This window comes from Sulfuricurvum sp. IAE1 (assembly GCF_004347735.1).
GTDB lineage: Bacteria > Campylobacterota > Campylobacteria > Campylobacterales > Sulfurimonadaceae > Sulfuricurvum.
Genome location: NZ_SLTI01000063.1, coordinates 15,334 through 34,818, shown reverse-complemented (window position 1 = coordinate 34,818; position 19,485 = coordinate 15,334). Strand labels below are relative to the sequence as shown.

General features: G+C 57.4%; 21 protein-coding genes and 4 tRNA genes. 12 read left to right on the top strand and 13 right to left on the bottom strand.

The features are described 5' to 3' along the window. Nucleotide 1 precedes the first annotated feature (1 nt). The 3 genes from E0765_RS11350 to E0765_RS11340 are packed head-to-tail and all read left to right on the top strand — an operon-like array spanning nucleotide 2 to nucleotide 3,491. Nucleotides 2-598, top strand: a complete 597-nt coding sequence (locus E0765_RS11350) for a sugar transferase (RefSeq protein WP_132813343.1) — start codon at nucleotides 2-4, stop codon at nucleotides 596-598. Beyond that, nucleotides 595-1,701, top strand: coding sequence for a UDP-N-acetylbacillosamine transaminase (pglE, locus tag E0765_RS11345; protein ID WP_132813342.1), 1,107 nt, complete (start codon nucleotides 595-597; stop codon nucleotides 1,699-1,701). Before E0765_RS11350 ends, pglE begins: the two co-directional genes overlap by 4 nt. Before the next feature lie 14 nt (nucleotides 1,702-1,715). Beyond that, complete coding sequence (locus tag E0765_RS11340; protein WP_132813534.1) at nucleotides 1,716-3,491, top strand: UDP-N-acetylglucosamine 4,6-dehydratase family protein; 1,776 nt, start codon at nucleotides 1,716-1,718, stop codon at nucleotides 3,489-3,491. A 50-nt stretch (nucleotides 3,492-3,541) separates the two neighbouring features. Here the strand turns inward: E0765_RS11340 and ilvD are convergent, their stop codons facing one another. Beyond that, complete coding sequence (gene ilvD / locus E0765_RS11335; RefSeq protein ID WP_132813341.1) at nucleotides 3,542-5,230, bottom strand: dihydroxy-acid dehydratase; 1,689 nt, start codon at nucleotides 5,228-5,230, stop codon at nucleotides 3,542-3,544. 160 nt (nucleotides 5,231-5,390) lie between these two features. Here ilvD and E0765_RS11330 point away from each other — a divergent pair. The 4 genes from E0765_RS11330 (at nucleotide 5,391) to E0765_RS11315 (ending at nucleotide 5,803) form a co-directional block, all read left to right on the top strand. Then, a tRNA-Gly gene (locus E0765_RS11330) sits at nucleotides 5,391-5,465 on the top strand. Between the two features lie 60 nt (nucleotides 5,466-5,525). Beyond that, a tRNA-Leu gene (locus E0765_RS11325) sits at nucleotides 5,526-5,612 on the top strand. 5 nt (nucleotides 5,613-5,617) lie between these two features. After that, nucleotides 5,618-5,691, top strand: a tRNA-Cys gene (locus E0765_RS11320). A gap of 24 nt (nucleotides 5,692-5,715) precedes the next feature. After that, a tRNA-Ser gene (locus E0765_RS11315) sits at nucleotides 5,716-5,803 on the top strand. 94 nt (nucleotides 5,804-5,897) lie between these two features. Here the strand turns inward: E0765_RS11315 and E0765_RS11310 are convergent. Next, nucleotides 5,898-6,302, bottom strand: a complete 405-nt coding sequence (locus tag E0765_RS11310; protein WP_255417912.1) for a hypothetical protein — start codon at nucleotides 6,300-6,302, stop codon at nucleotides 5,898-5,900. Nucleotides 6,303-6,612: 310 nt separating this feature from the next. Between E0765_RS11310 and E0765_RS11305 the strand changes: the two genes are divergently transcribed. Together E0765_RS11305 and E0765_RS11300 are read left to right on the top strand one after the other, a co-directional pair. Then, nucleotides 6,613-6,843: a CDGSH iron-sulfur domain-containing protein gene (locus tag E0765_RS11305; RefSeq protein ID WP_132813339.1), complete on the top strand. Its 231-nt coding sequence runs from the start codon at nucleotides 6,613-6,615 to the stop codon at nucleotides 6,841-6,843. 12 nt (nucleotides 6,844-6,855) lie between these two features. Further along, the gene (locus E0765_RS11300) at nucleotides 6,856-7,431 is read left to right on the top strand and encodes a putative metalloprotease CJM1_0395 family protein (RefSeq protein ID WP_132813338.1); all 576 of its coding nucleotides are present in this window, start codon (nucleotides 6,856-6,858) and stop codon (nucleotides 7,429-7,431) included. Here E0765_RS11300 and E0765_RS11295 read toward each other — a convergent pair. Beyond that, entirely contained in the window at nucleotides 7,388-8,275 is an 888-nt protein-coding gene (locus E0765_RS11295) for an AEC family transporter (protein WP_132813337.1), read from the bottom strand. The genes E0765_RS11300 and E0765_RS11295 overlap by 44 nt on opposite strands. A gap of 77 nt (nucleotides 8,276-8,352) precedes the next feature. Between E0765_RS11295 and E0765_RS11290 the strand changes: the two genes are divergently transcribed. Continuing rightward, nucleotides 8,353-9,264, top strand: a complete 912-nt coding sequence (locus E0765_RS11290; protein WP_132813336.1) for an MBL fold metallo-hydrolase — start codon at nucleotides 8,353-8,355, stop codon at nucleotides 9,262-9,264. Here the strand turns inward: E0765_RS11290 and E0765_RS11285 are convergent. The 9 genes from E0765_RS11285 to E0765_RS11245 form a co-directional block, all read right to left on the bottom strand. After that, nucleotides 9,225-9,752 (bottom strand): YceI family protein, encoded by a 528-nt coding sequence (locus E0765_RS11285; protein ID WP_132813335.1) that lies wholly within the window; start codon nucleotides 9,750-9,752, stop codon nucleotides 9,225-9,227. The two genes, E0765_RS11290 and E0765_RS11285, sit on opposite strands and share 40 nt — an antisense overlap. Continuing rightward, nucleotides 9,749-10,705: a hypothetical protein gene (locus E0765_RS11280; RefSeq protein ID WP_132813334.1), complete on the bottom strand. Its 957-nt coding sequence runs from the start codon at nucleotides 10,703-10,705 to the stop codon at nucleotides 9,749-9,751. The genes E0765_RS11285 and E0765_RS11280 overlap by 4 nt, the downstream gene beginning before the upstream one ends. Beyond that, nucleotides 10,702-12,246, bottom strand: a complete 1,545-nt coding sequence (locus E0765_RS11275; RefSeq protein WP_165921751.1) for a cbb3-type cytochrome c oxidase subunit I — start codon at nucleotides 12,244-12,246, stop codon at nucleotides 10,702-10,704. The genes E0765_RS11280 and E0765_RS11275 overlap by 4 nt, the downstream gene beginning before the upstream one ends. Beyond that, the gene (locus tag E0765_RS11270) at nucleotides 12,227-12,856 is read right to left on the bottom strand and encodes an ABC transporter ATP-binding protein (protein WP_132813332.1); all 630 of its coding nucleotides are present in this window, start codon (nucleotides 12,854-12,856) and stop codon (nucleotides 12,227-12,229) included. Before E0765_RS11270 ends, E0765_RS11275 begins: the two co-directional genes overlap by 20 nt. Continuing rightward, nucleotides 12,853-13,932, bottom strand: a complete 1,080-nt coding sequence (locus tag E0765_RS11265; protein ID WP_132813331.1) for an FtsX-like permease family protein — start codon at nucleotides 13,930-13,932, stop codon at nucleotides 12,853-12,855. Before E0765_RS11265 ends, E0765_RS11270 begins: the two co-directional genes overlap by 4 nt. Next, on the bottom strand, nucleotides 13,929-14,387 hold the full coding sequence (locus tag E0765_RS11260) for a hypothetical protein (RefSeq protein WP_132813330.1): 459 nt from the start codon (nucleotides 14,385-14,387) through the stop codon (nucleotides 13,929-13,931). Before E0765_RS11260 ends, E0765_RS11265 begins: the two co-directional genes overlap by 4 nt. 66 nt (nucleotides 14,388-14,453) lie before the next feature. Beyond that, the gene (locus E0765_RS11255) at nucleotides 14,454-15,569 is read right to left on the bottom strand and encodes a hypothetical protein (protein WP_132813329.1); all 1,116 of its coding nucleotides are present in this window, start codon (nucleotides 15,567-15,569) and stop codon (nucleotides 14,454-14,456) included. A gap of 71 nt (nucleotides 15,570-15,640) precedes the next feature. Then, the gene (locus E0765_RS11250; protein ID WP_165921750.1) at nucleotides 15,641-15,850 is read right to left on the bottom strand and encodes a chemotaxis protein CheB; all 210 of its coding nucleotides are present in this window, start codon (nucleotides 15,848-15,850) and stop codon (nucleotides 15,641-15,643) included. Then, the gene (locus tag E0765_RS11245) at nucleotides 15,808-16,518 is read right to left on the bottom strand and encodes a PAS domain-containing protein (RefSeq protein WP_132813327.1); all 711 of its coding nucleotides are present in this window, start codon (nucleotides 16,516-16,518) and stop codon (nucleotides 15,808-15,810) included. The genes E0765_RS11250 and E0765_RS11245 overlap by 43 nt, the downstream gene beginning before the upstream one ends. 220 nt (nucleotides 16,519-16,738) lie before the next feature. Between E0765_RS11245 and E0765_RS11240 the strand changes: the two genes are divergently transcribed. After that, entirely contained in the window at nucleotides 16,739-17,329 is a 591-nt protein-coding gene (locus E0765_RS11240; RefSeq protein ID WP_132813326.1) for a hypothetical protein, read from the top strand. Further along, nucleotides 17,326-18,204, top strand: coding sequence for a hypothetical protein (locus E0765_RS12585; RefSeq protein WP_188109942.1), 879 nt, complete (start codon nucleotides 17,326-17,328; stop codon nucleotides 18,202-18,204). Before E0765_RS11240 ends, E0765_RS12585 begins: the two co-directional genes overlap by 4 nt. A 24-nt stretch (nucleotides 18,205-18,228) precedes the next feature. Here the strand turns inward: E0765_RS12585 and E0765_RS11230 are convergent, their stop codons facing one another. Next, entirely contained in the window at nucleotides 18,229-19,449 is a 1,221-nt protein-coding gene (locus E0765_RS11230; RefSeq protein ID WP_132813325.1) for an OmpA family protein, read from the bottom strand. Nucleotides 19,450-19,485 lie beyond the last annotated feature (36 nt).

The window sequence follows — 19,485 nt, the reverse complement described above, 5'->3', positions numbered from 1 at the left end:
TATGACCCTCCGCCAGCGTTTCCTCAAACGGAGTTTCGACCTCGTCGTCTCGGCCCTCGGCCTTGCCGCCACATGGTGGATCATCCTGGTAGCTTTCGTCGCGGCCTCCATCGACACCCGCAGCAACGGTTTTTTCATCCAGACGCGCATCGGCCGCTGGGGCAAACCGTTCCCCGTCATCAAAATCAAAACGATGCGCCCCGTCGCCGACTACACCACCACGGTCACCACCGCCCACGATCCCCGCATTACCCGCACAGGCGCCTTTTTCCGCCGTACCAAAATCGACGAACTGCCCCAGCTCATCAACGTCCTGCTGGGACAGATGAGCCTGGTAGGCCCCCGTCCGGACGTCAGCGGCTACATGGACCGCCTCAGCGGCGACGATGCCGAAATCCTCGCGCTGCGTCCGGGGATCACGGGACCCGCGACCCTCAAATACAAGGATGAAGAACAGATCCTTGCCGCCCAGACCGACCCGAAACGGTATAATGACGAAATTATTTGGCCCGATAAAGTCCGCCTCAACCGCCGCTACATGCACGAATGGTCGTTTTGGGGGGACATCGGCTACATCTGGAGGACCGTTTTCCCATGAATCCCCGTCTTTTCCTCTCCCCGCCGCACATGAGCGGGCGGGAGCAAACCTACATCGCCGAAGCGTTCGAGAGCAACTACATCGCCCCGCTGGGACCGATGGTCGAGCGGTTCGAGCAAAGCATCCGCTCCTACACCCAAGCCCCCAACGCCCTTGCCCTCTCGACGGCGACGGCGGCTCTGCATCTGGCATTGCGGGTTCTGGGCATCGGGAGAGGGGACGTCGTCCTGGCCTCCTCGTTCACCTTTATCGGCTCAATCGCACCGATCCTCTACCAAGACGCGATCCCCTTTTTCGTCGATTCGGATACGGCGAGTTGGAATCTTGACCCCGAGCTGCTTGAACAGGCGATCGCGCGTGCTCCCAAAAAACCCAAAGCGCTGATCCTCACCCACCTCTACGGCCAGTGCGCCGATCTGGACCGCATCGGCGAGATTTGCAACCGCCACGGCATCATCTTGATCGAAGACGCGGCCGAAAGCCTCGGAGCCCTCTACCGGGGCCGCCAAAGCGGGACGTTCGGGGTATTCGGCGCGTACAGTTTCAACGGTAACAAAATCCTCACCACTTCGGGAGGGGGAATGCTCGTATCGCCTCAAAAGGAATTCATCGACAAAGCCCGGTTTTATTCGACGCAGGCGCGCGACGACGCCCCCCATTACGAACATACCGAATTCGGCTACAACTACCGCATGAGCAATATCCTCGCCGCCATCGGCGTCGGACAGATGGAGGTGCTGGATGAGCGGATCTCGGCACGGCGGCAGATTTTCGAGTGGTACCGCGAAGAACTCGAAAGCATCGATGAAATCACGTTCATGCCTGAGCTTGAAGGTACCCGCGGAAACCGCTGGCTGACCACCCTTACCTTTGAGCGTACCGATCCCGAACGGGTCCGCCTCGCCCTTGAAGGACAAAACATCGAAAGCCGCCCGTTGTGGAAGCCGATGCACCTGCAACCCCTGTTCAAAGAGGCGCTTCGTATCGAAAACGGCACATCACAGCGCCTTTTCGAAACCGGGCTGTGCCTTCCCAGCGGAACCCGGATGAGCCGCGACGACGTCAGCCGCGTCTGCGAGACAATCAAAACGGTACTCTCGTGAGCAGCGTGCGAAAGATCTTCCGCCCGACGACGACCCGCAGGATCGCCTTTTTTGTCCTCTTCGACGTTCTCCTCTCGTTCGCAACCCTCTATGCGGCTTACCTGCTGCGGTTCAATTTTACGATCCCCGAACGGTTCATGGCCCCTTTCGTGTCGGTCGCACTGACGCTGATCGCCCTCAAGCTCGTCTTCATCTATGCGTCGAAAAACTATCGCGTCATCTGGCGTTACTACGGCCTCGGGGAAGGGAAAAAACTCGTCTACGCGCTGGTGGGGGCCTATGCGCTGTTTTCGCTGATCCACACCCTGTTTGCCGATTTTTTCGCCCCGTTTCCGCGAAGCGTCATCATCATCGACCTGATCCTCTCGATCCTTTTCTTGGGCGGATTACGTCTTCTCAAACGGATTGTGTTCGGCTTCACCGTCCCGCAAGAGGATCTCCGCACGACCGTCATCGTCGGCGTCTCCCCCGCCACCGCCCACCTGATCCAGAGCGCGCTGGAGGGTTCCATCCCCTACTACCCCGTTGCCGTGGTCGCCATCGACGCCGCAAGCCGCCACATGGTCGGCTCGAGCGTGCAGAACATCAAAGTGATTGCCCCCGAACGCCTCGAAGAGACCGTCAGGGAACGCGACGTCTCCGCGGCGATCATCGACGGTTCGCTCGGCAACGACGACTTCCGCCTCGCCTACGAACTCCTCAGTAAAGCGGGCGTGGCGGAAATCAAACGCTCCGCCCTCCTCTCCGAGGGGGCCGAAACGGTCGCGCCGCTCTCGGTCGAAGAGCTCCTCGCCCGCCACCCCAAAGACCTCGATACCCGGACTATCGAAAACTTCATCCGTGGCAAGAGAGTCCTCATCACCGGAGCCGGGGGGAGCATCGGGAGCGAAATTTCGTTGCAGTGCCGCCGCTTCGGCGCCGAACGTCTTTCGCTGATCGATCACAGCGAGTACAACCTCTACCAGATCGGCGAACAAATCCCCGAAGCCGATCTGTACCTGTGCAGCATCACCGACCCCGAAACGCTCGATCGGATATTCGCCGAAACCCGCCCGCAGATCGTCATCCACGCCGCCGCGTTCAAACACGTGCCGCTGTGCGAGTCCAACCCGCGCGCCGCGGTACGCAACAACATTCTCGGCAGCCGGGTCCTCATCGACTGCGCGATTGCCCACGACGTCCCCAAAATCGTCATCATCTCGACGGATAAAGCGGTCCGGCCGACCAACGTCATGGGGGCGACCAAACGGGTCGTCGAGCTCTACGCCCAAAACGTTGATCCGAAAAACAGCGAAATCGTCTCGGTCCGCTTCGGAAACGTCCTGGGCTCCAGCGGCAGTGTCATCCCCAAATTCAAATCCCAGATCGAGGCGGGGGGACCCATCACGATCACCCACCCCGAAATCACCCGCTACTTCATGCTCATCAGCGAAGCGTGCCAGCTGGTGCTGCAAGCCGCCGCCATCGCGCGCGGGGGAGAGCTTTTCATCCTCGACATGGGTCAGCCGGTGCAGATCCGCACCCTCGCCGAGACGATGATTCGCCTCTACGCCACCCGCCCGGTCGAGATCGTCTACACGGGTCTGCGCCCGGGTGAAAAACTCTACGAAGAGCTCCTGATCGACGAAAGCGAACAGAAAACGGCGTTCGAATCGATCATGATCGCCCGCTCAACCCGCTATCCGATCGACGATCTCGTCCGCGACATCGCGGCGCTCGAACATACCGATGACGTCGTTGCGGGACTTCGGAAAATCGTCCCCGAGTTCGAACACGCCAAACATAATTAACGATTGATGATGTGAGAAGAATCCGGCCGAAGGCCGGGGAAAGCGAAGGATTACAGTTCCGTTTTGAGTGCGGCGCCGTTGGAGGCGTTGGAAACGAGGAGGCTGTAGCGTTTGAGCCATTTGGAAGGGATCTCTTTTTGGATCGGTTTCCAGTGCAGTCGGCGCTGTTCGAGTACTTCGTAGCTCACGTTAAGCTGTAAGAGGTGTTTGTCTACATCGATCTCGATCTCGTCGCCGTCTTCGATGAGGGCGATCAGCCCCCCTTCCGCCGCTTCGGGGCTCACGTGCCCGATCGACGCTCCGCGGGTCGCGCCGCTGAAACGGCCGTCGGTGATGAGCGCGACGCTCTCACCCAGTCCCATTCCCATGATAAGGGAGGTGGGAGCAAGCATCTCCTGCATTCCCGGACCACCTTTAGGGCCTTCGTAGCGGATAACGACGACGTTCCCCGCTTTGACTTTATGCCCCACGATACCGGCGATCGCCTCCTGCTGGCTGTTGAAGCAGATCGCCGTCCCTTTGAACCGGCGCATTCCCGGAGCGATCCCTGCCGTTTTGACGACGGCACCCTCTTCGGCGAGGTTACCGAACAAGATTGACAAGCCGCCGACCGGAGAGTAGGCGTTTTCGTTCGTGTGGATGATATTGGGGTCTTTGATCGCGGCGTCTTTGATCCGCTCGCCGATCGTCTCCCCCGTCACGGTCATCGCGTCGGTATGCAAGATTCCGCCGCGGCGGCTAACCTCTTTCATAACCGCATTAACACCCCCCGCGCGGTTGATGTCGTCCATGTGCACGGTCGAGAGCGACGGAGAAATTTTCGCGATGTGGGCGACGTTCTCGCTGATCTTGTTGATCTGGGTGATGTCGAAATCGACCCCCGCTTCTTTGGCAATGCTGAGCATGTGCAGCACGGTGTTCGACGAACCGCCCATCGCCATATCGACGACGAACGCGTTGTGGACCGCTTTTTCGTTGAGAATGTTACGCATGTTCCATTTGGATGGGTTTTCGTCTTTGACCATCTCGACGATGCGGCGTGCCGCCGTCTTGACCATCTCGATCCGCTCCGGGGTCATCGCCAGAACCGTTCCGTTGCCCGGCAACGCCACCCCCATAGCTTCACAGAGGGTATTCATCGAGTTCGCGGTAAACATCCCTGAACAGCTCCCCCCGCTCGGGCACGCCTCGCACTCGATCTCATAGAGCTCTTCGTCGGACATTTTGCCGTCGGCGTGCTTCCCGACCGCTTCGAACGCCGTGGCAAGGTCGATGGGGGTACCGTCTTTTTTGTGTCCCGCCTTCATCGGACCGCCCGAAACGAAGATCGTGGGGACGTTGACCCGCAGTGCACCCATGAGCATCCCCGGGACGATCTTGTCGCAGTTGGGGATACAGATGAGGCCGTCGAGTTTGTGGGCGTTCATCACGGTCTCGATGCTGTCGGCGATCAGCTCGCGGCTGGGGAGGCTGTAAAGCATCCCGTCGTGCCCCATCGCAATCCCGTCGTCGACGCCGATGGTGTTGAACTCAAACGGTACCCCGCCCGCTTCGCGGATCGCTTCTTTGACGATACGGCCGTATTCCTGGAGGAAAAAGTGCCCCGGGATAATGTCGATGTGCGAATTCGCCACCCCGATGAACGGTTTGTTGAAGTCCTCGTCTTTGAGCCCCGTCGCACGGAGGAGACTCCGGTGGGGGGTTTTGTCAAATCCTCTTTTGATCGTATCGCTGCGCATAGGGATTTCCTTTGTTCGTCAATATTTATGGTTTAAATGGCGCGATTATACCGCACCGATACTCTAAAAACCTTTTCCGCCCGTGAAAAACGCAAAATTTTTCTCCGGACTCTTTACACGCCGAAAATTTTTTGCTATACTTCCAGTCCACAAAAACAATGCGGGAATAGCTCAGTGGTAGAGCACAACCTTGCCAAGGTTGGGGTCGCGAGTTCGAACCTCGTTTCCCGCTCCATAACCCCAGTTGAAATATCGGGAGCCGATGTTTGAGCTGGGGTATTTTTTTGTGTCCGTTGCCCGGATGGCGAAATCGGTAGACGCAAGGGACTTAAAATCCCTCGGTGGTAACACTGTGCCGGTTCAAGTCCGGCTTCGGGCACCATAGACGGCGGCATAGCCAAGTGGTAAGGCATGGGCCTGCAAAGCCTCGATCCCCGGTTCAAATCCGGGTGCCGCCTCCACTAAAATACACTCAATTCTTATACGGGCAGATGGCAGAGCGGTTGAATGCACCGGTCTTGAAAACCGGCGACTGTAACAGGTCCCTGAGTTCGAATCTCAGTCTGCCCGCCACTTCTACAAAACTTCCTTTTTTACAATAGCAACAACGGTTTATCGCTTTAATCCATAACGTCATAACGGTTTTTTCGTGCCGATCCGCACGTTTTCAGTGGTCGAAAATCTCTTCGGTTTCGACGCGGGTATAGGAGCGCGAGCGGGTTTCGTCGAGGATTGCCTGGAGCCGTTTAAGGACGATTTTGGCCGATTTGGAAGGATTGAAGCTATCGAGCGCAATACAGCTGGTATGGTCGTTAAAGTGGTGGTCCAGTTTGTGGACGAGATTCTGAGACGCCTTGACGGCGCTATCATGCTCGGTGTAGGCGAAAATGATGAAATAGTGCTTTTCATCAAGCTGTACCAGATGATCGGAGATGCGGACGTATTGCCCCAGCTCGGCTGGCGTTATAGGCTGTTCGTGATAGAGCATCGCAAACGTCGCGTCGAGTTCGTAGCGCTCGTAGGTGTAATAGGTTTTTTTAACGAGCACTTCGACTCTATCTACGATGTCCACGCCGCTCCTTTGCATAATGTTAGATGAAATTATACCATCTGCAATGGCGGTTTTTTGTTACAAAAAAGCGCTTAAATCCTCATCACCGGCCTCTCGTCAACGCATTCCGCCCAATTTTTCGGTTTCTCCTTTAAGCACGTTTGAATTTTCGGGGTAAATTGTCCATGCAAATGGTAAACAAAAAAAACGTGTTATCATTCTTACTTATACAGAGAAAGGTTTGTCGGTGCCGCGATGCGTGTCCGCGGCAGGAGGCCTCGCCAGAGGCGCAAAAGGACGATTCCGCGATCGTCCCCTCAAGGAGCATCCGATGGAAACCAAATTTCAAAACGCCCCTTTCAAAGCCTCGCTTGACGCGGGGGTCGAATACGCTTATTGCACCTGCGGCCTTTCGGAGAGTTTTCCGTTTTGCGACGGACACCACGAAGGGACGGGGAAAGAACCGATCCGTTTTTCGGTCGACGCCGATACCGACAAATGGCTTTGCCGCTGCGGCCGCTCGGGGCGCAAGCCGTTTTGCGACGGATCGCACCAGCAATAAGAGGCCAAAACGATGAACGTCACCCCCGGTGTTTCATCCTTTCCCTCACCCTATCTTTCCCCGCGCGGCGGAACGGACGAAACCTTCCCCTCTTCCTCTGCGCAGACCGAATCATCCCAGGAGAAGACAGAAACTTCAGCAACCTCCCGCCCATCGGACGCTTCGACTTCGCAAGACCCGGCAGTTCAAGCCTATGTCGCCAAACTTCAGGCCACCGACGCGCAGGTGCGGGCCCACGAGGCGGCCCATCTCGCTGCCGGAGGCGGTGTCGTGGGGGGAGGGGCGAGTTTTAGTTATACCAAAGGCCCCGACGGGAAGATGTACGCGACGGGAGGGGAAGTCCCCATCGATACCTCGGGAGGAAAAACGCCCGAAGAAACGATCCTCAAAGCGCGTCAGATCGTGGCGGCGGCGATGGCACCCGCCGATCCCAGCCCTCAGGATTACCGTGTGGCGGCAACGGCGGCCATGATGGAGATGCGTGCCCGCGCCGAAATGGCCAAAGAGCTGCAGGACAAAGTCACCGGCCGCGAAGCCTACGCTTCTAACGCACTGTCTCCATCAGATACGCAATCATCGGCAGCGTAACGAGCGAAACGAGGATACCGTATCCCACCAGCGCCGCACTCAGAGCAGGGGCAAAGCCCGCCGCGATCGCCAACGCCCCCGCCGTAATCATCGAAGGCATTCCCGATTCAAGTACCCCTGTTTGAAGTGCGAGAAAGTCCGCCCCCATGAGCCGCAAAATCCCGAACGCGATGAGCGGCATCAGCAGGAGTTTAAGGGCGAGCGCCTTGGCGAACAGGGGATAATCGACCTCTCCACGGAGTTTGAGTGAATATCCTACCGATACCAGTGCAAGGGGAACGAGGGTAGAGGAGAGGATCTGCAGGTACGGCTGCGATTGTGCAGGCATCTCCCCCCATCCGAGGGCAAAAAGAAGTATCAAAAAAGGGGGGAAAAGGAGCAGTTTCTTGAGGATCAGCCGCTTGTGGAACACCCCGCTCTCATAACGGGCGATCACCGCGCTTCCGTAAAGCGAAAGCATCAGAAACGTTCCGAACTGGTCGTACATCAGCACGTAGGGGATGGCATTGTCCCCCAGCAGCGTCTGGACGATCGGTATCCCGACAAACGAAGTGTTCCCCAGCGGGATCACGAGCAGCAGTGCCGCACGGACGTGGAGCGGCTGGTTACGGGTCATCAGCACGACGATCGCCGCGGTAATCGGCAGAAGCAGCCACGGGACAAGGACGATCCCCAGCGCCGAGAGGTCGAAATCGATCTTGGGAACCTGCAGCAGCACCGTCGCAGGGAGGGAGACGTAAATAACGAAAAAGTTCAGGCTTTTGGAGAAATCGGCGGGGGCATCGGCTCTTTGGAGCGCCATACCGATCAGCAGCAGTGCGACGATAAACGCGAATTGCTCCATCTTTACCCCTAATTTTTGGTGAGAATACTATTCCCTTGCCCCTTTTGGTACAATTAAACCAAACAAAAAGGGGCACAATGGAGCGTTATACCTCGCCGCGCATCTCACTGCGCACGATCCTCAAATGGCAGATTTCCAAACGCTTCGCATCCGCACCCGCAGACGAAGCGCCTACTGCCGTCGATTACCGCGATGCCCTGCCAGAGGGCGAGTATGCCATGTGGCTTGGACACGCCACGCTGTGGCTGAACGTGGGCGGTACGACCGTCGCGATCGATCCGGTTTTCGGAGGAATACCGATGTACGGCCGCCATACCCCGCTCCCGGTCCCGCGTGAACGTCTCCTCGCCGATCTGGTCCTCATCACCCACGCCCATTACGACCATTTCGACAAGCGCTCGGGCCTCGAGCTGCTGCGGCGCAATCCCGAAACAATCATCGTCGCACCCCAGGGATTCTGGCGTTATCTGAAAAACGATATCGCCCGAGAGCGGTGTTTTGAACTGGAATGGTGGGAATCGCTGATGGTCGGCGGCCTTTTCATCACACTCGTCCCTGCCCTGCACTGGAGCAAGCGGACCCCTTTTGACACCAACAAGGCACTCTGGGGAGGATACGTGATCCAAAACAGCGACCACACCCTCTATCATGCGGGGGACACGGGGTATGGCGAACATTTCGGGGAGATTGCGGAGCGTTTTGCCATCAGCGAAGCGTTTCTGCCCATCGGGGCCTACCGCCCCGAGGCGATCATGCGTCCCAATCATCTCAACCCGCCCGAAGCATTGCAGGCGTTTCGCGATCTGGGAGCCCGCACGCTCATCCCGATCCATTACGGGACGTTCCGCCTCTCCGACGAACCGCTGGATGAGCCTTTGGCGTGGTTCAAAGAGCTGGTAAAACGCGAGGGGACGGCTGACGCGGCCCGGATCCTCGCGATCGGGGAAGTTTACCGTTTCAACACCACGTCGACGTTCAAATCGACCTGATCGCGGACGACGAGAAACACCATTTTCGGAGGCTGGATTCCGAAATCGGACATTTTCATCGCGCTTTTGGCTTTAATGCGGACCTTGCCGCCCTCTTCGGCGACGGTTCCTTCGAAATTCATCGCTTTTACGACGCCGTGCAGGTTCATCGTCCCTTTGAGAAGATAGTTATCCCCCCCTTTGGCAACAACCTCCTTGATCTCGAAAGAGGCTTTGGGGAATTTGTCCGATTCCATCGCTTCGTACATGTTGGCGTCGCGTTTTTTGTTGTCGCTGATAAAATCGCCGATGCTCACTTCGATCACGCCGCGCAACGTGGAAGGCTCCGCATCCATCGAAAGCTTCGAATGGGCTTTTTTGAACATCGGGTCGATAGAGCTGTCCCCGAAAACTTCCGTATGGGCTTTGATCACCCCCGACTCAAACCCCAGAGTCCCGGCACTGAGCGATGCGGCCAGCAAGAGTGTCCCCAACAACGATTTTTTCATAATGCATACCTCCTGAAAATAAATGGATAAACGAGGGCGAAGAGCCCCAACACGGCTGCGGCAATCCAAAGCTGTTGGCCAAGGGCCACGCCGTTTGCCGCCGAAGCGGCGATCCAGCCCACACCCACCATTGACAGGGCAATCAGCCGAATGTCCCGCATCGCCACCAGTTTTTGAAACAAAAGAACATTATAGTACGAAATGACGACCGGATAGACAAATGCCAGTACGATCGGCTGCCGAATCCAGTAAAGCAGATAACTCAGGATGAATAACACCCAGACGGTTCGGGTCTGCGACATCAGCTCGTGCCCGTAACGGTAGGCCAGATAGACCCCCAGCAGGTGGGACGTGACAATGAGCAGCGTGTACTCGCTCCAGATGTCCATGTCCCCGGAGCGGCTGAGGGTTTCAAACAGCGCCGAATCGGCAAAGATCCACAACATCATCACCCCCACTCCGGGCCAATCGAACGTCCGCGACTTCGGGCGCGGAATCGTTCCGGTACGGGCAAAAAAGAGGGCCGCTACCGAAATTGCCGGGAGTACGACGGCGATCACGTCCCGCTCAGCGTAGGGGTAGGTATAAAATGCCGTCCCCGCCGCATACGAAATCGCCAGCCCGACGGCCAGATGCAGGCGGCTTTGGTTACCGAAGAGATAAAGCATCAGCGGCGTCGTATACCCTACCACGAATCCCAGCACCAGCAGCATCCCCAGCGAATAGTTAGGGTAGAACCACGAGACGATGATCTGTGAGCCGAAGAGAAAATAGAGTTCCTGGCGCACCTCATGATGACGCCAGTAGGCGCTGAGCAAAGCCCCGACGATCCCGCCGATCGGGAGGGTGAAAAGGTCGTGGATGTGCGAATCGAACGCCCCCACCACTCCCGTCTGCGCGATGAGGAGATAATAGAGCAGCTGCGAGGAGAGGACGATCACAAGCCAGTTCATGCACGACTCCGCAGAAACAGCCAGTACAGCAGGGCAAACGCCCCGTCGTAGACCGCGACCAGCAAGGCCAGGGCATCGAGGGTTCCGGTCATATACAAGGCGGCAAACACCGATGCACAGACGGCCCGCACCTGTGCGGTGAAATCCGCGAACCGCTCGGCCTCACCGTGCAGTCCCGCCCAGTGGGCCAACCCGGTGCCGATCATGAACGCGAACACGACGTATTCGAACGTCCCGGTAAAACGGAATCCGAGCAGTTCGAAGAGAACCCCTCCGCCGATGAGCAGCACGATCCCCCCTCCCGCATCGCCGACGAATCCGATCGCGTGATAGAGCCGCAATGGGGTATTCAAACGCAGCGCCAGCCGCTCGTATGCCAACGCGATCACCATTGCCAGCAGTGCCGCTCCGGCCGCTGAACGCGCGATCAGCATCGGCTCGACCGTTCCATCCACCAGCCCCGCTTCAATGAGCCCGGCGACGCTGAGCACTCCCGCCATCGCCGCCATCAGGGCCGTCCACACTATCGCATGGACGCGTCGGAAAAGCTCAGGGAGGAGATGATGGGCGATGGAGAGGGCCATAAACGCCACCCCCAGCCCCATCGCGATATGGGCGTGTCCCACGACAAGATCGTTACGATGGATCAGTTCGCGCAGTTCGGGGATGAAAAGGATATTCCCCTGCACGTCCACGAAGACGAACGCGGCGATCGAGAGGATCAGGTAGGGGTTGGCGGCGAACGTCACCCCGGCATCCCGCAGCCAGACCCACAGCAGCGGCAGATACAACAGGGTGAGATATTGAAAAAACCACTCCTCGTTATAGCTCAGGGGGTGGACAAAGTTCCGGATCACCAGCGAGACGATATACCCCCCCAGCGGAACGATCCACAGCCAGTGCCAACGGGGACGGAATTCCTTACGCGCGACCAGCTTGATCAGCAGGTAGTAAATCGGGATCAGGGTAAAACTCATCCCCAGCGTATTGTCCCCGTGGGGGCCGATCAGGCTCTTTTCGACCTGCCCGTACTGGGGGTTCATCAACACCACCAGCGCGATCGGTGCGGCGATGACGGCAAAAAGCGAAACGTTGACCCACACGGGGCGTTTCTCGTAACGGCGCAGGGCGTCAAGGAGCGCGAGGAGGTAAAAAAGGCCGCTGAATGCCAGCAGGAAATTAAGCTCGTAGGGGAAATCGTAAAACGGCAGTCCGCGGATGTTGCCGAACAAAATCGCCATGCTCATAAAGAGCAAAAAGAGGTTCCAGACGACGAAATAGCGCCCCAGATGGGCCAACGCCCTTTCGCTGAGGACCCCCTCTTTTTCAAACAGTGCAAACGGCAACAGCGACAACAGCAACGGAAAAAATCCGTACAGCATCTGCGAGATGTGGAGCGAACGGGCCCGCTCGGGGGAGAGGAGGGTCTGCGAGGCTTCGAGCCCCACCATCTCCAGGGCATACACGAGCCCCGCGAAAAGCCCAAGGATCAGCCACAGCAGCTGGAGCGGGAGCCGGTCGTCAAGAAATTTTCGTAACAATGCCGTCCTCCATTTCGATGATCGTATCGGCGAAATCGGCGATCTTCTTGTCGTGAGACGCGACGATAAAACCCGTTCCGCTCTGCGAAAACTCGCGGAAAAGTTCGTATACTCCCAGCGCGTTTTTCGTATCGAGGTTCCCGGTCGGTTCGTCGGCGAAAACGACCGAAGGGCGGTTGATAAGCGCCCGGGCTATCGCCGCGCGCTGGCGCTCTCCCCCGGAGACTTCGTCGCTGTAGCGCCCCGCGAGGCGCAAGATTCCCAGCCGATCCATGAGCGGGTCGATGAGCGTCTCGTCCAGTGCGGAGAGGGCGACGTTCTCGCGCAGGCTCAGGTAGGAGATCAGGTAGTGAAACTGAAACACGAAACCGACGTTGCGGCGGCGAAAAGCATCGATATTCCCGACCTCATCGAGGGTCTGCCCCTCGTAGGTCACGCTCCCCGAAGTGGGACGCAGCAGCGTGGAGAGGATCGAGAGAAGGGTGGTCTTCCCGCTGCCGCTTTCCCCGATGATCGCGATGAATTTCCCCGCGGGGATGGAGAGATCGACCCCCCGCAAAACGTATTCTTTCCCGTAGTAGTGTTCGAGATTTTGCGCTTCGATTCTCATGCTCCCCCCCGCTGTATCAGACTCATCGGATCGATCCGGGAAGCGTATATCGCGGGCATAAGCGTTCCGACCAGCGCCATCGCGACGGAAACGACGAACACTTTAAGCAGCAAAGGGCCGGTGATCTCGCCGTTGATATACCCCTGGAATTTTTCGGCGTGTTCGATCAGCTCCAACACCCCTTCCGAGATCCCCCATGCGACGACGAACGCGGCCAAAGCGATAATCAGCGTCTCCCACATCAGTTTCGCGATGATCGTTGCGGACGAGAGGCCGATGGAACGCATGATCCCAAACTCGGCTTTGCGGTCGTTGACCACCATGCTCATCATGCTCACGATCCCCAAGATCCCCATCAAAAACGCCATTGCCCCGATGACTTCCGAACTGGTCTGGATGATTTTGAACTGGTTGTACGAATCGATGAAACTCTCCGTCGTTTTCGCTTCGATCTGCGGATTGAGGGCGTTTACGGCAGCCGTGATAGTGTCGCTTTTCCCAAGGTCCTCGAGGCTTATAAGGAAAATCGACGCACTTTTATGGAAGATTTTACCCCCCTCATCGAGGTTCATCACGACCCCCCCGTCCTCGAAACCGATCCGGCTTTTAAAGACGCCGCTCACCTTGAACTCCTGTTTGGAGAGGGTAATCGTACGGGGGTGCTTGAGGGTCTCATAGATTTTCGATCCCAGCATCACTTCCCCCGCTTTTGGATAGCTCCCCTGTTTGAGGGCGTAGCTTTTGAAGCGGTTTTCGCTGACCCCGTAGATTCCCACGATGGGGAGCGGATCGACCGGGGCGGCCCCCAGGATCATCGCGCTCACTTCGCGCACCCCCTCCATTGCGGCGATCGGCGAAACAAGCGAACGGTTGATGTCGCTGAAAAAAGTATCGGCGATCCCTTTTTGGGTCACGATGACATCCCCGTCGGTTTTGAGCATTGCGCTGTACATGCTTACCACCCCGCCCGAGATCGCGCTGATGAGGAATATCGCCGCAATCGAGACGGTCATGCTCACAAAAATGAGAGCCGTCTTGAAACGGTTCTTACGGAGCGCCTTGATCGGGGTGATCACTGCTCGATCGCTTTTTTGAGCTCGGCGGCGCTTTCGATAAATTCGATTCTGGTCAGAAAATTGCCGCGAAACTTCATGACCGTGATTTTCCCGTCTTCTCCGGGGAAGCGGAGCCCCTGCTCTTCGTCACGTATGAGCAGGACGGTATGGGGATATTTACGCATTTTGGGAAGGGCGAAGGTTTCGGTGATAAAGGGGGGCATCTGGCTGATATCGGCGACGAAAGCGGCCTTGTTTTTGGCAAGGTACCCTTTTTCCTGTTCGGCCAGGTACTCGTTGACGGTTGCGCCCGTCCCCTTTTCAAATGCCATGATCAGCGTTTTTGGCATCGCCTTGAGGGCGTGCTTTTTCCCGAACTGGTCGCTCAGGTCCAGCGGCATGACCGACTGGCCGACTTTGTAGGGAGCGCCCCAGAGGCTCAATGCGGCGAGGCACGTAATGATAACCTTTTTCATAATAATCCCTTATACTTTTGTGTTGCCGAAAGTATAAGGCAAAAAAGGATAATTAACGATTAACGGTTATTTGTGCCGGATCGTCGGGATCAGCGCTTCGAGGCGGCTGTGCTGTTCGGGGGTGAGGAGAAACTCGTCTCCCATGACGCGGTCGAGATGATTCATCTCGGTCAGGGTAATCCCGAAGGGATCTTTTTTGACGATTTTGCACGCACCCCCCGCGAGAGTGACGTTATCGAGCTTTTTCGCCGAATGGCGGACGAAATAGGTGAGAAAATAGCCCCCGCTGTGGTCTTTCTCGATCGCGACGACGGCGCGGTCGGCTTTACTCTCGGCGTTCACCGCACCCGGAGCCAGGCGCTTGAACTCGGCGATCGGGAGGTACCCGACGTAGACTTTCGTGTAGATGTCGTGATAGCGCTGGGTCGAACTGCGGCGGAAAAACTCCAGATCGATCGGGTCTTTGCCCCGCAGGGAGCGCAGCATCCAGGTGAGGGTCGCGTAATATTTGAACGAGGCGGTTTTGATCTCCTCGGCATGGGCGATCTTGGCACTCTCGACCCGGCGCATCGGCGCACGCGGGGCCCGGGCGCTGAGACGGTCGAGGATATGGCGCGCGCTGTAGGGCTTGGTGATCCAGACCGACGCGTAATCGGGGAGTTCGGACGTTCCCGTCGCCCCTTCATTGAGGACCAGCAGCGCTTTGACTTTGTAACGGGGAAACAGCACCTCCAGCAGCGCCCGCTTTTTCCGGAGCCGCTTTTTGAGGTTGCTGACCGATTTGACCAGCGTCATCTCGACGAAATAGAGTTCGCGGTCGGTGAACAACAATCCGTCGAATTCGCCGATCTCCTTGTGGCGGGCGCGGTAGATAATCTGCCCTTTCCAGCTCACCGAGAGTGCGTCGCTGCGGGCGCGGGTGCGGTGTTTATGCGGACCTTTGATGATAAAGCTCTTGATTTTCGGCTCGTTGGCCGCAAAGCGCAGCAGTTTCTCGTAAATGTAGTTTTCGTACACTTCCCCCTCGAACGAACGGTACGCGCTGACGTACCCCTCGTCCTCCATCGTCAGCCCCTTGGCTTCGAGCGAGAGGATGTGGTCGATATTGTAATCGTAATACAGCAGGTTATCGCCGAGTTCCTCGTCCCCTTCGGGGATAACCGTTTCGTTGATCGTGAGCATGAGACTCTTTCGGTGCAAATTGGGGCATCGCAACAACGCCCGTATAATTTTACTTTATTTTCGTTGAGAATTCAGAGCGATTGCACAATTCCCTCGGCAATTTTGGACAGCGGCAGCTGCCGTTCGACCGCCCCGAGCTCGTATGCCACCTTGGGCATCCCGTACACGATGCAGCTCGCTTCGTCCTGGCCGATCGTCCTCGCCCCCGCGTGCGCACGGTGCGAGGAGACCGATGCGTTCAGCGACAAAAAGACGACGTCACGCGCCAGGTGTCGCAGCAACTCCCCTTTTTCCTCGAATCCGGAACGTCCGGCGGGCACAAAACAAGGACGTTCTCCCCTATCAGCTCCTCGCGGTCGTATCCCAAAACCGCGCAAAACGCATCGTTGACATAAGTGAGATTTCCGTCCGGATCGCTGCGGGAGACCAGATTCGATACGTTCATCGCGTAATCGTACTGCCGGAGCAGAAACTCGGCCTCGCGTTTGTCTTCGACGCTGTTTCTAAGCCCCTCTTCGAGACTGTTTTTGTACCCGATCATTTCGGTGATGTCGGTCATCGTGATCACGTAAATCCCCTCGACGGGTTCGAGTGCGGCGAGGGCGATATTGAACGAATGAAGCTTGTCTTCGGCAACGATTCCAACCCGGTAGTGCTCTTTTTGATTCGACAGCACGTGCTCGAACCATCGTTTCCCTTCGTACCCCTCATAGACGTAACCGTATTTGTCGATCGGCTCGAAATGGCGGGAGAGTACAAAATCGGGGGCAAAGACATCCTCTCCCGCCCGTGCGAAAAAAGAGGTAAAACGGCTGTTGGCGTCGATAATCCGTTCTCCGTCGCTAAGGGCGATCAGGTCGCTGACCAGGTTGAAAATCGATTTGTAATAACGGTAAGCCGGATCGTTGTCGCGAAGACGCTGTTTAAGCTGTTCTTTTAACGTCGGCAATACTGACCGCCTCTGAGGGAGCTGAACGATCCGCCGGCATTCGTTAAAAATAGACGAGCCGGGTTTGGAAACGTGGTAAAAAAGTATATCTTGTTTTGAGCATTTTTTTGTTCATAAAACCGCATACGCACGGAATAATACCCTCTGTCGGTCACATTTGGGTTACACGCCCTCATCGGCGCTTCATGTTTCTTTTACGTGGGGATGCTATACTTACGTCATGCAACGACACACCGAAGACCAGATCCGCGCCCAGTTCGTCACTTCGCTGATGGAATATTTCAAGATCGAAGAGGACATCAACCTCCGTGCCCACGTGGCCGATCTTGTACGCCATATCCATCCTTCGCAGTACCGCGAATTTTTCCGCCGCCTCTCGGGCGGAGGGATGGCGTTTAAAAACGGGTTTGAAAAAATCGCGCAGGTCGCCGCCGAGTTCGAAGAGGAGTCACGGACCCCGATCGAGCGCGAGGCCGAAGAGAGGACCGCAAACCTCTATCGCCTGATGTACGATCTGCGACGCAACGTCACGCTCGAACGCAATGCCGAAAAAAGTGCCCTGGAGCGCTTCGAAGCGATCCGCTTCACCTCGATCCGCCGGGAGGGCGAGAAGAAACCCCTGCTGGATGAAACCGACATCAACGTCGTCAAAATCCTCGGGAAAAAATGGATTTACGATTATGTGTCGCTCGATCGGAGCCTTTTTGAAGCGCGGGTCATGAACGAATACGCCAACGAAATCCTCCGGCGCGAACGCTCCCGCACCGATGCGATCGCCGCCCCCCTCAAGGGTAGGCTTCTGAAATCATGATCCTCCTCCCCGCTTCACTGATCGAACGCAACGATCTGAGCCTGCTTGAGCGCGCGCTCCTCCCCCTCATCGCCCTGCATACCCAAAAATGGGGGGAAAAACCGGGGGAAATCGAAGCCTCCGGGCTCTCCGCGGCTCTGCGCCACAGCCCCCGCGAAGTGGTCGAAGCGCTCGATTCACTGGTGAAAAAAGGGATTCTCGTCTCCGCCCGGCGCAAAACCCCCGAGGGGATGATGATGCGCTATACCTTCGCGCCGCTCTCGCAGGAGCCCCCGCCGCTTCCCGCAGCCGCCGCAAGCGAATACGTCGACAGCAACTATTACCTCAACCTCTCCAACGAAGCGTTCGAAGAGCTGCACGCGTTTGCGCTGGAGCTGTGCGACCGTGAAGGGTTGCGCCGCGACGTATTCGAGGATTTCAACCTCTACCACCGATCGCAGAACCGCCGATCGTTTGACTGGAAAGCCGAATTCGAGCGCTGGGCACGTAAAGAAGCTTCAGCACTCCCCGCAGTCGCGTCGCGCGAACTCGAAGAGGCCAAGCCCTCGGGCGAGGAGTTCGAAATGGCGCAGTATTTCATCCGCCGCCTCGCCTCGATCGATCCGCAGTTCGAAGAGCCCTTCGACGTCATGAGCTGGGCCAAACAGATCAAACTGCTCATCGACGCCCACGGCTACAGCCTCCTTGATGTCAAAGGGGTGATCGACTGGCTTTTCAGCGCCAAAGGGGACTGGTTCCGCCCCAACGTCCCCGATGCCTACCATCTGCGCAAGCACTTCAAGCGCCTCGTGGCCTACACCCGCTCCCACCGTGACGGGCGGACGCGGCTGCCGGACGATATCGATCTGTTTGATTTATACGAACAGCTCCCCTAAAGGGGAAGCGGAAGAGAAGAAAAATCAGCGGAGAACGAACTCGATGCGGCGGTTTTTGGAGCGCCCCTCTTCGGTGTCGTTGGAGGCGACGGGATCGAGCGCTCCCTTGCCGTTGACGCTCACGCGCGACGCGTCGATCCCCTGCGCAATGAGGTAATCGGCAACGACTTTTCCACGCGCGGCGGAGAGGATTTCGTTCGTTGCGTAGAGATGTTTGAGCCGCTGCGGCGGGATGCTGTCGGTATAGGCGTTGATAATCACCGACTGATACCCTCCGGCGCGGAATTGGCGGACCCATTCGTTGAGGCGGGCTTTCCCCTCTTCGTTTAGCGCGACCACCGAACGGTTTTCAAACAGCTGGAAATTGCGGAAATAGGCTGCCGGGGCATCGTTTCGAACAACCGGTTTTTCTTCGGCTTTGGGCGCTTCAACCGCAACCTGCGGTTTGGGTTCCTGCACTTTGGGCGCAGCGACGGCAACAGGGCGTACTTCGGGCTCAGGCTCCCGCGGAACCTGCGGCGCATGCGCCGGCGTTTCGACTTCGGCAACGTTCAGGTCACCCTCCGAAGGCCCTTTGATCGGGGCCGCAAGCGGCGCTTCGTTTTTCGCGGCCGGCTTGGCTGCGGGCTTGATCGCCGCGGCCGATGCCATCGCCGGATGGGTCGGTGCCTGTCCCGGCTTGAGCCGTTCAAGCTCCATCATGATGCATGCCCCTTTGACGTCGCGGGCGGTAAGGGTGTACGTATTCCCCTTGCGCTGCCACTGCGGATTTTTCAGCGGTTTAAGGTCCTGATCGAGCCCCTGGTAGCTCCGCACACCGTACCCTTTGGGGATATTGACGGTCAGGATGTTCTCGGCGGTCACGCAGTCCGAACTCGATTTGCAGTCGCCGCCGCTGAGGAGAATTTTGACGATCCCTTTTTCATCGGAGACGAGAAAATCGTCCCGATACGCCCGCTGCAGGTATGAATAGCGGTCGGTGTTGCTAAACGACACTTTGAGCGATCCGTCGCGGAGCTTTTCGATGCGGTGCTCCGCGGGGCGGACGTAAACGATCCGTTCGGGATCGAACCCTTTTTCGAACATGAACCCGTAGTTTTTATTTTTTTCGCCCTGGTAGTTGAAATGGAAGATCCCTTCCGCGAAATCGGGTTCGGGGTAAAAAATCATCTCCGAAACGTCCGCGGCGGCGCTGCTCCATCCGAGTCCCAGGCTGATCAATCCGACTGCTATTGTGTTGCGCATACTCACCTCATTATAATACGGAGATGATACAATAAA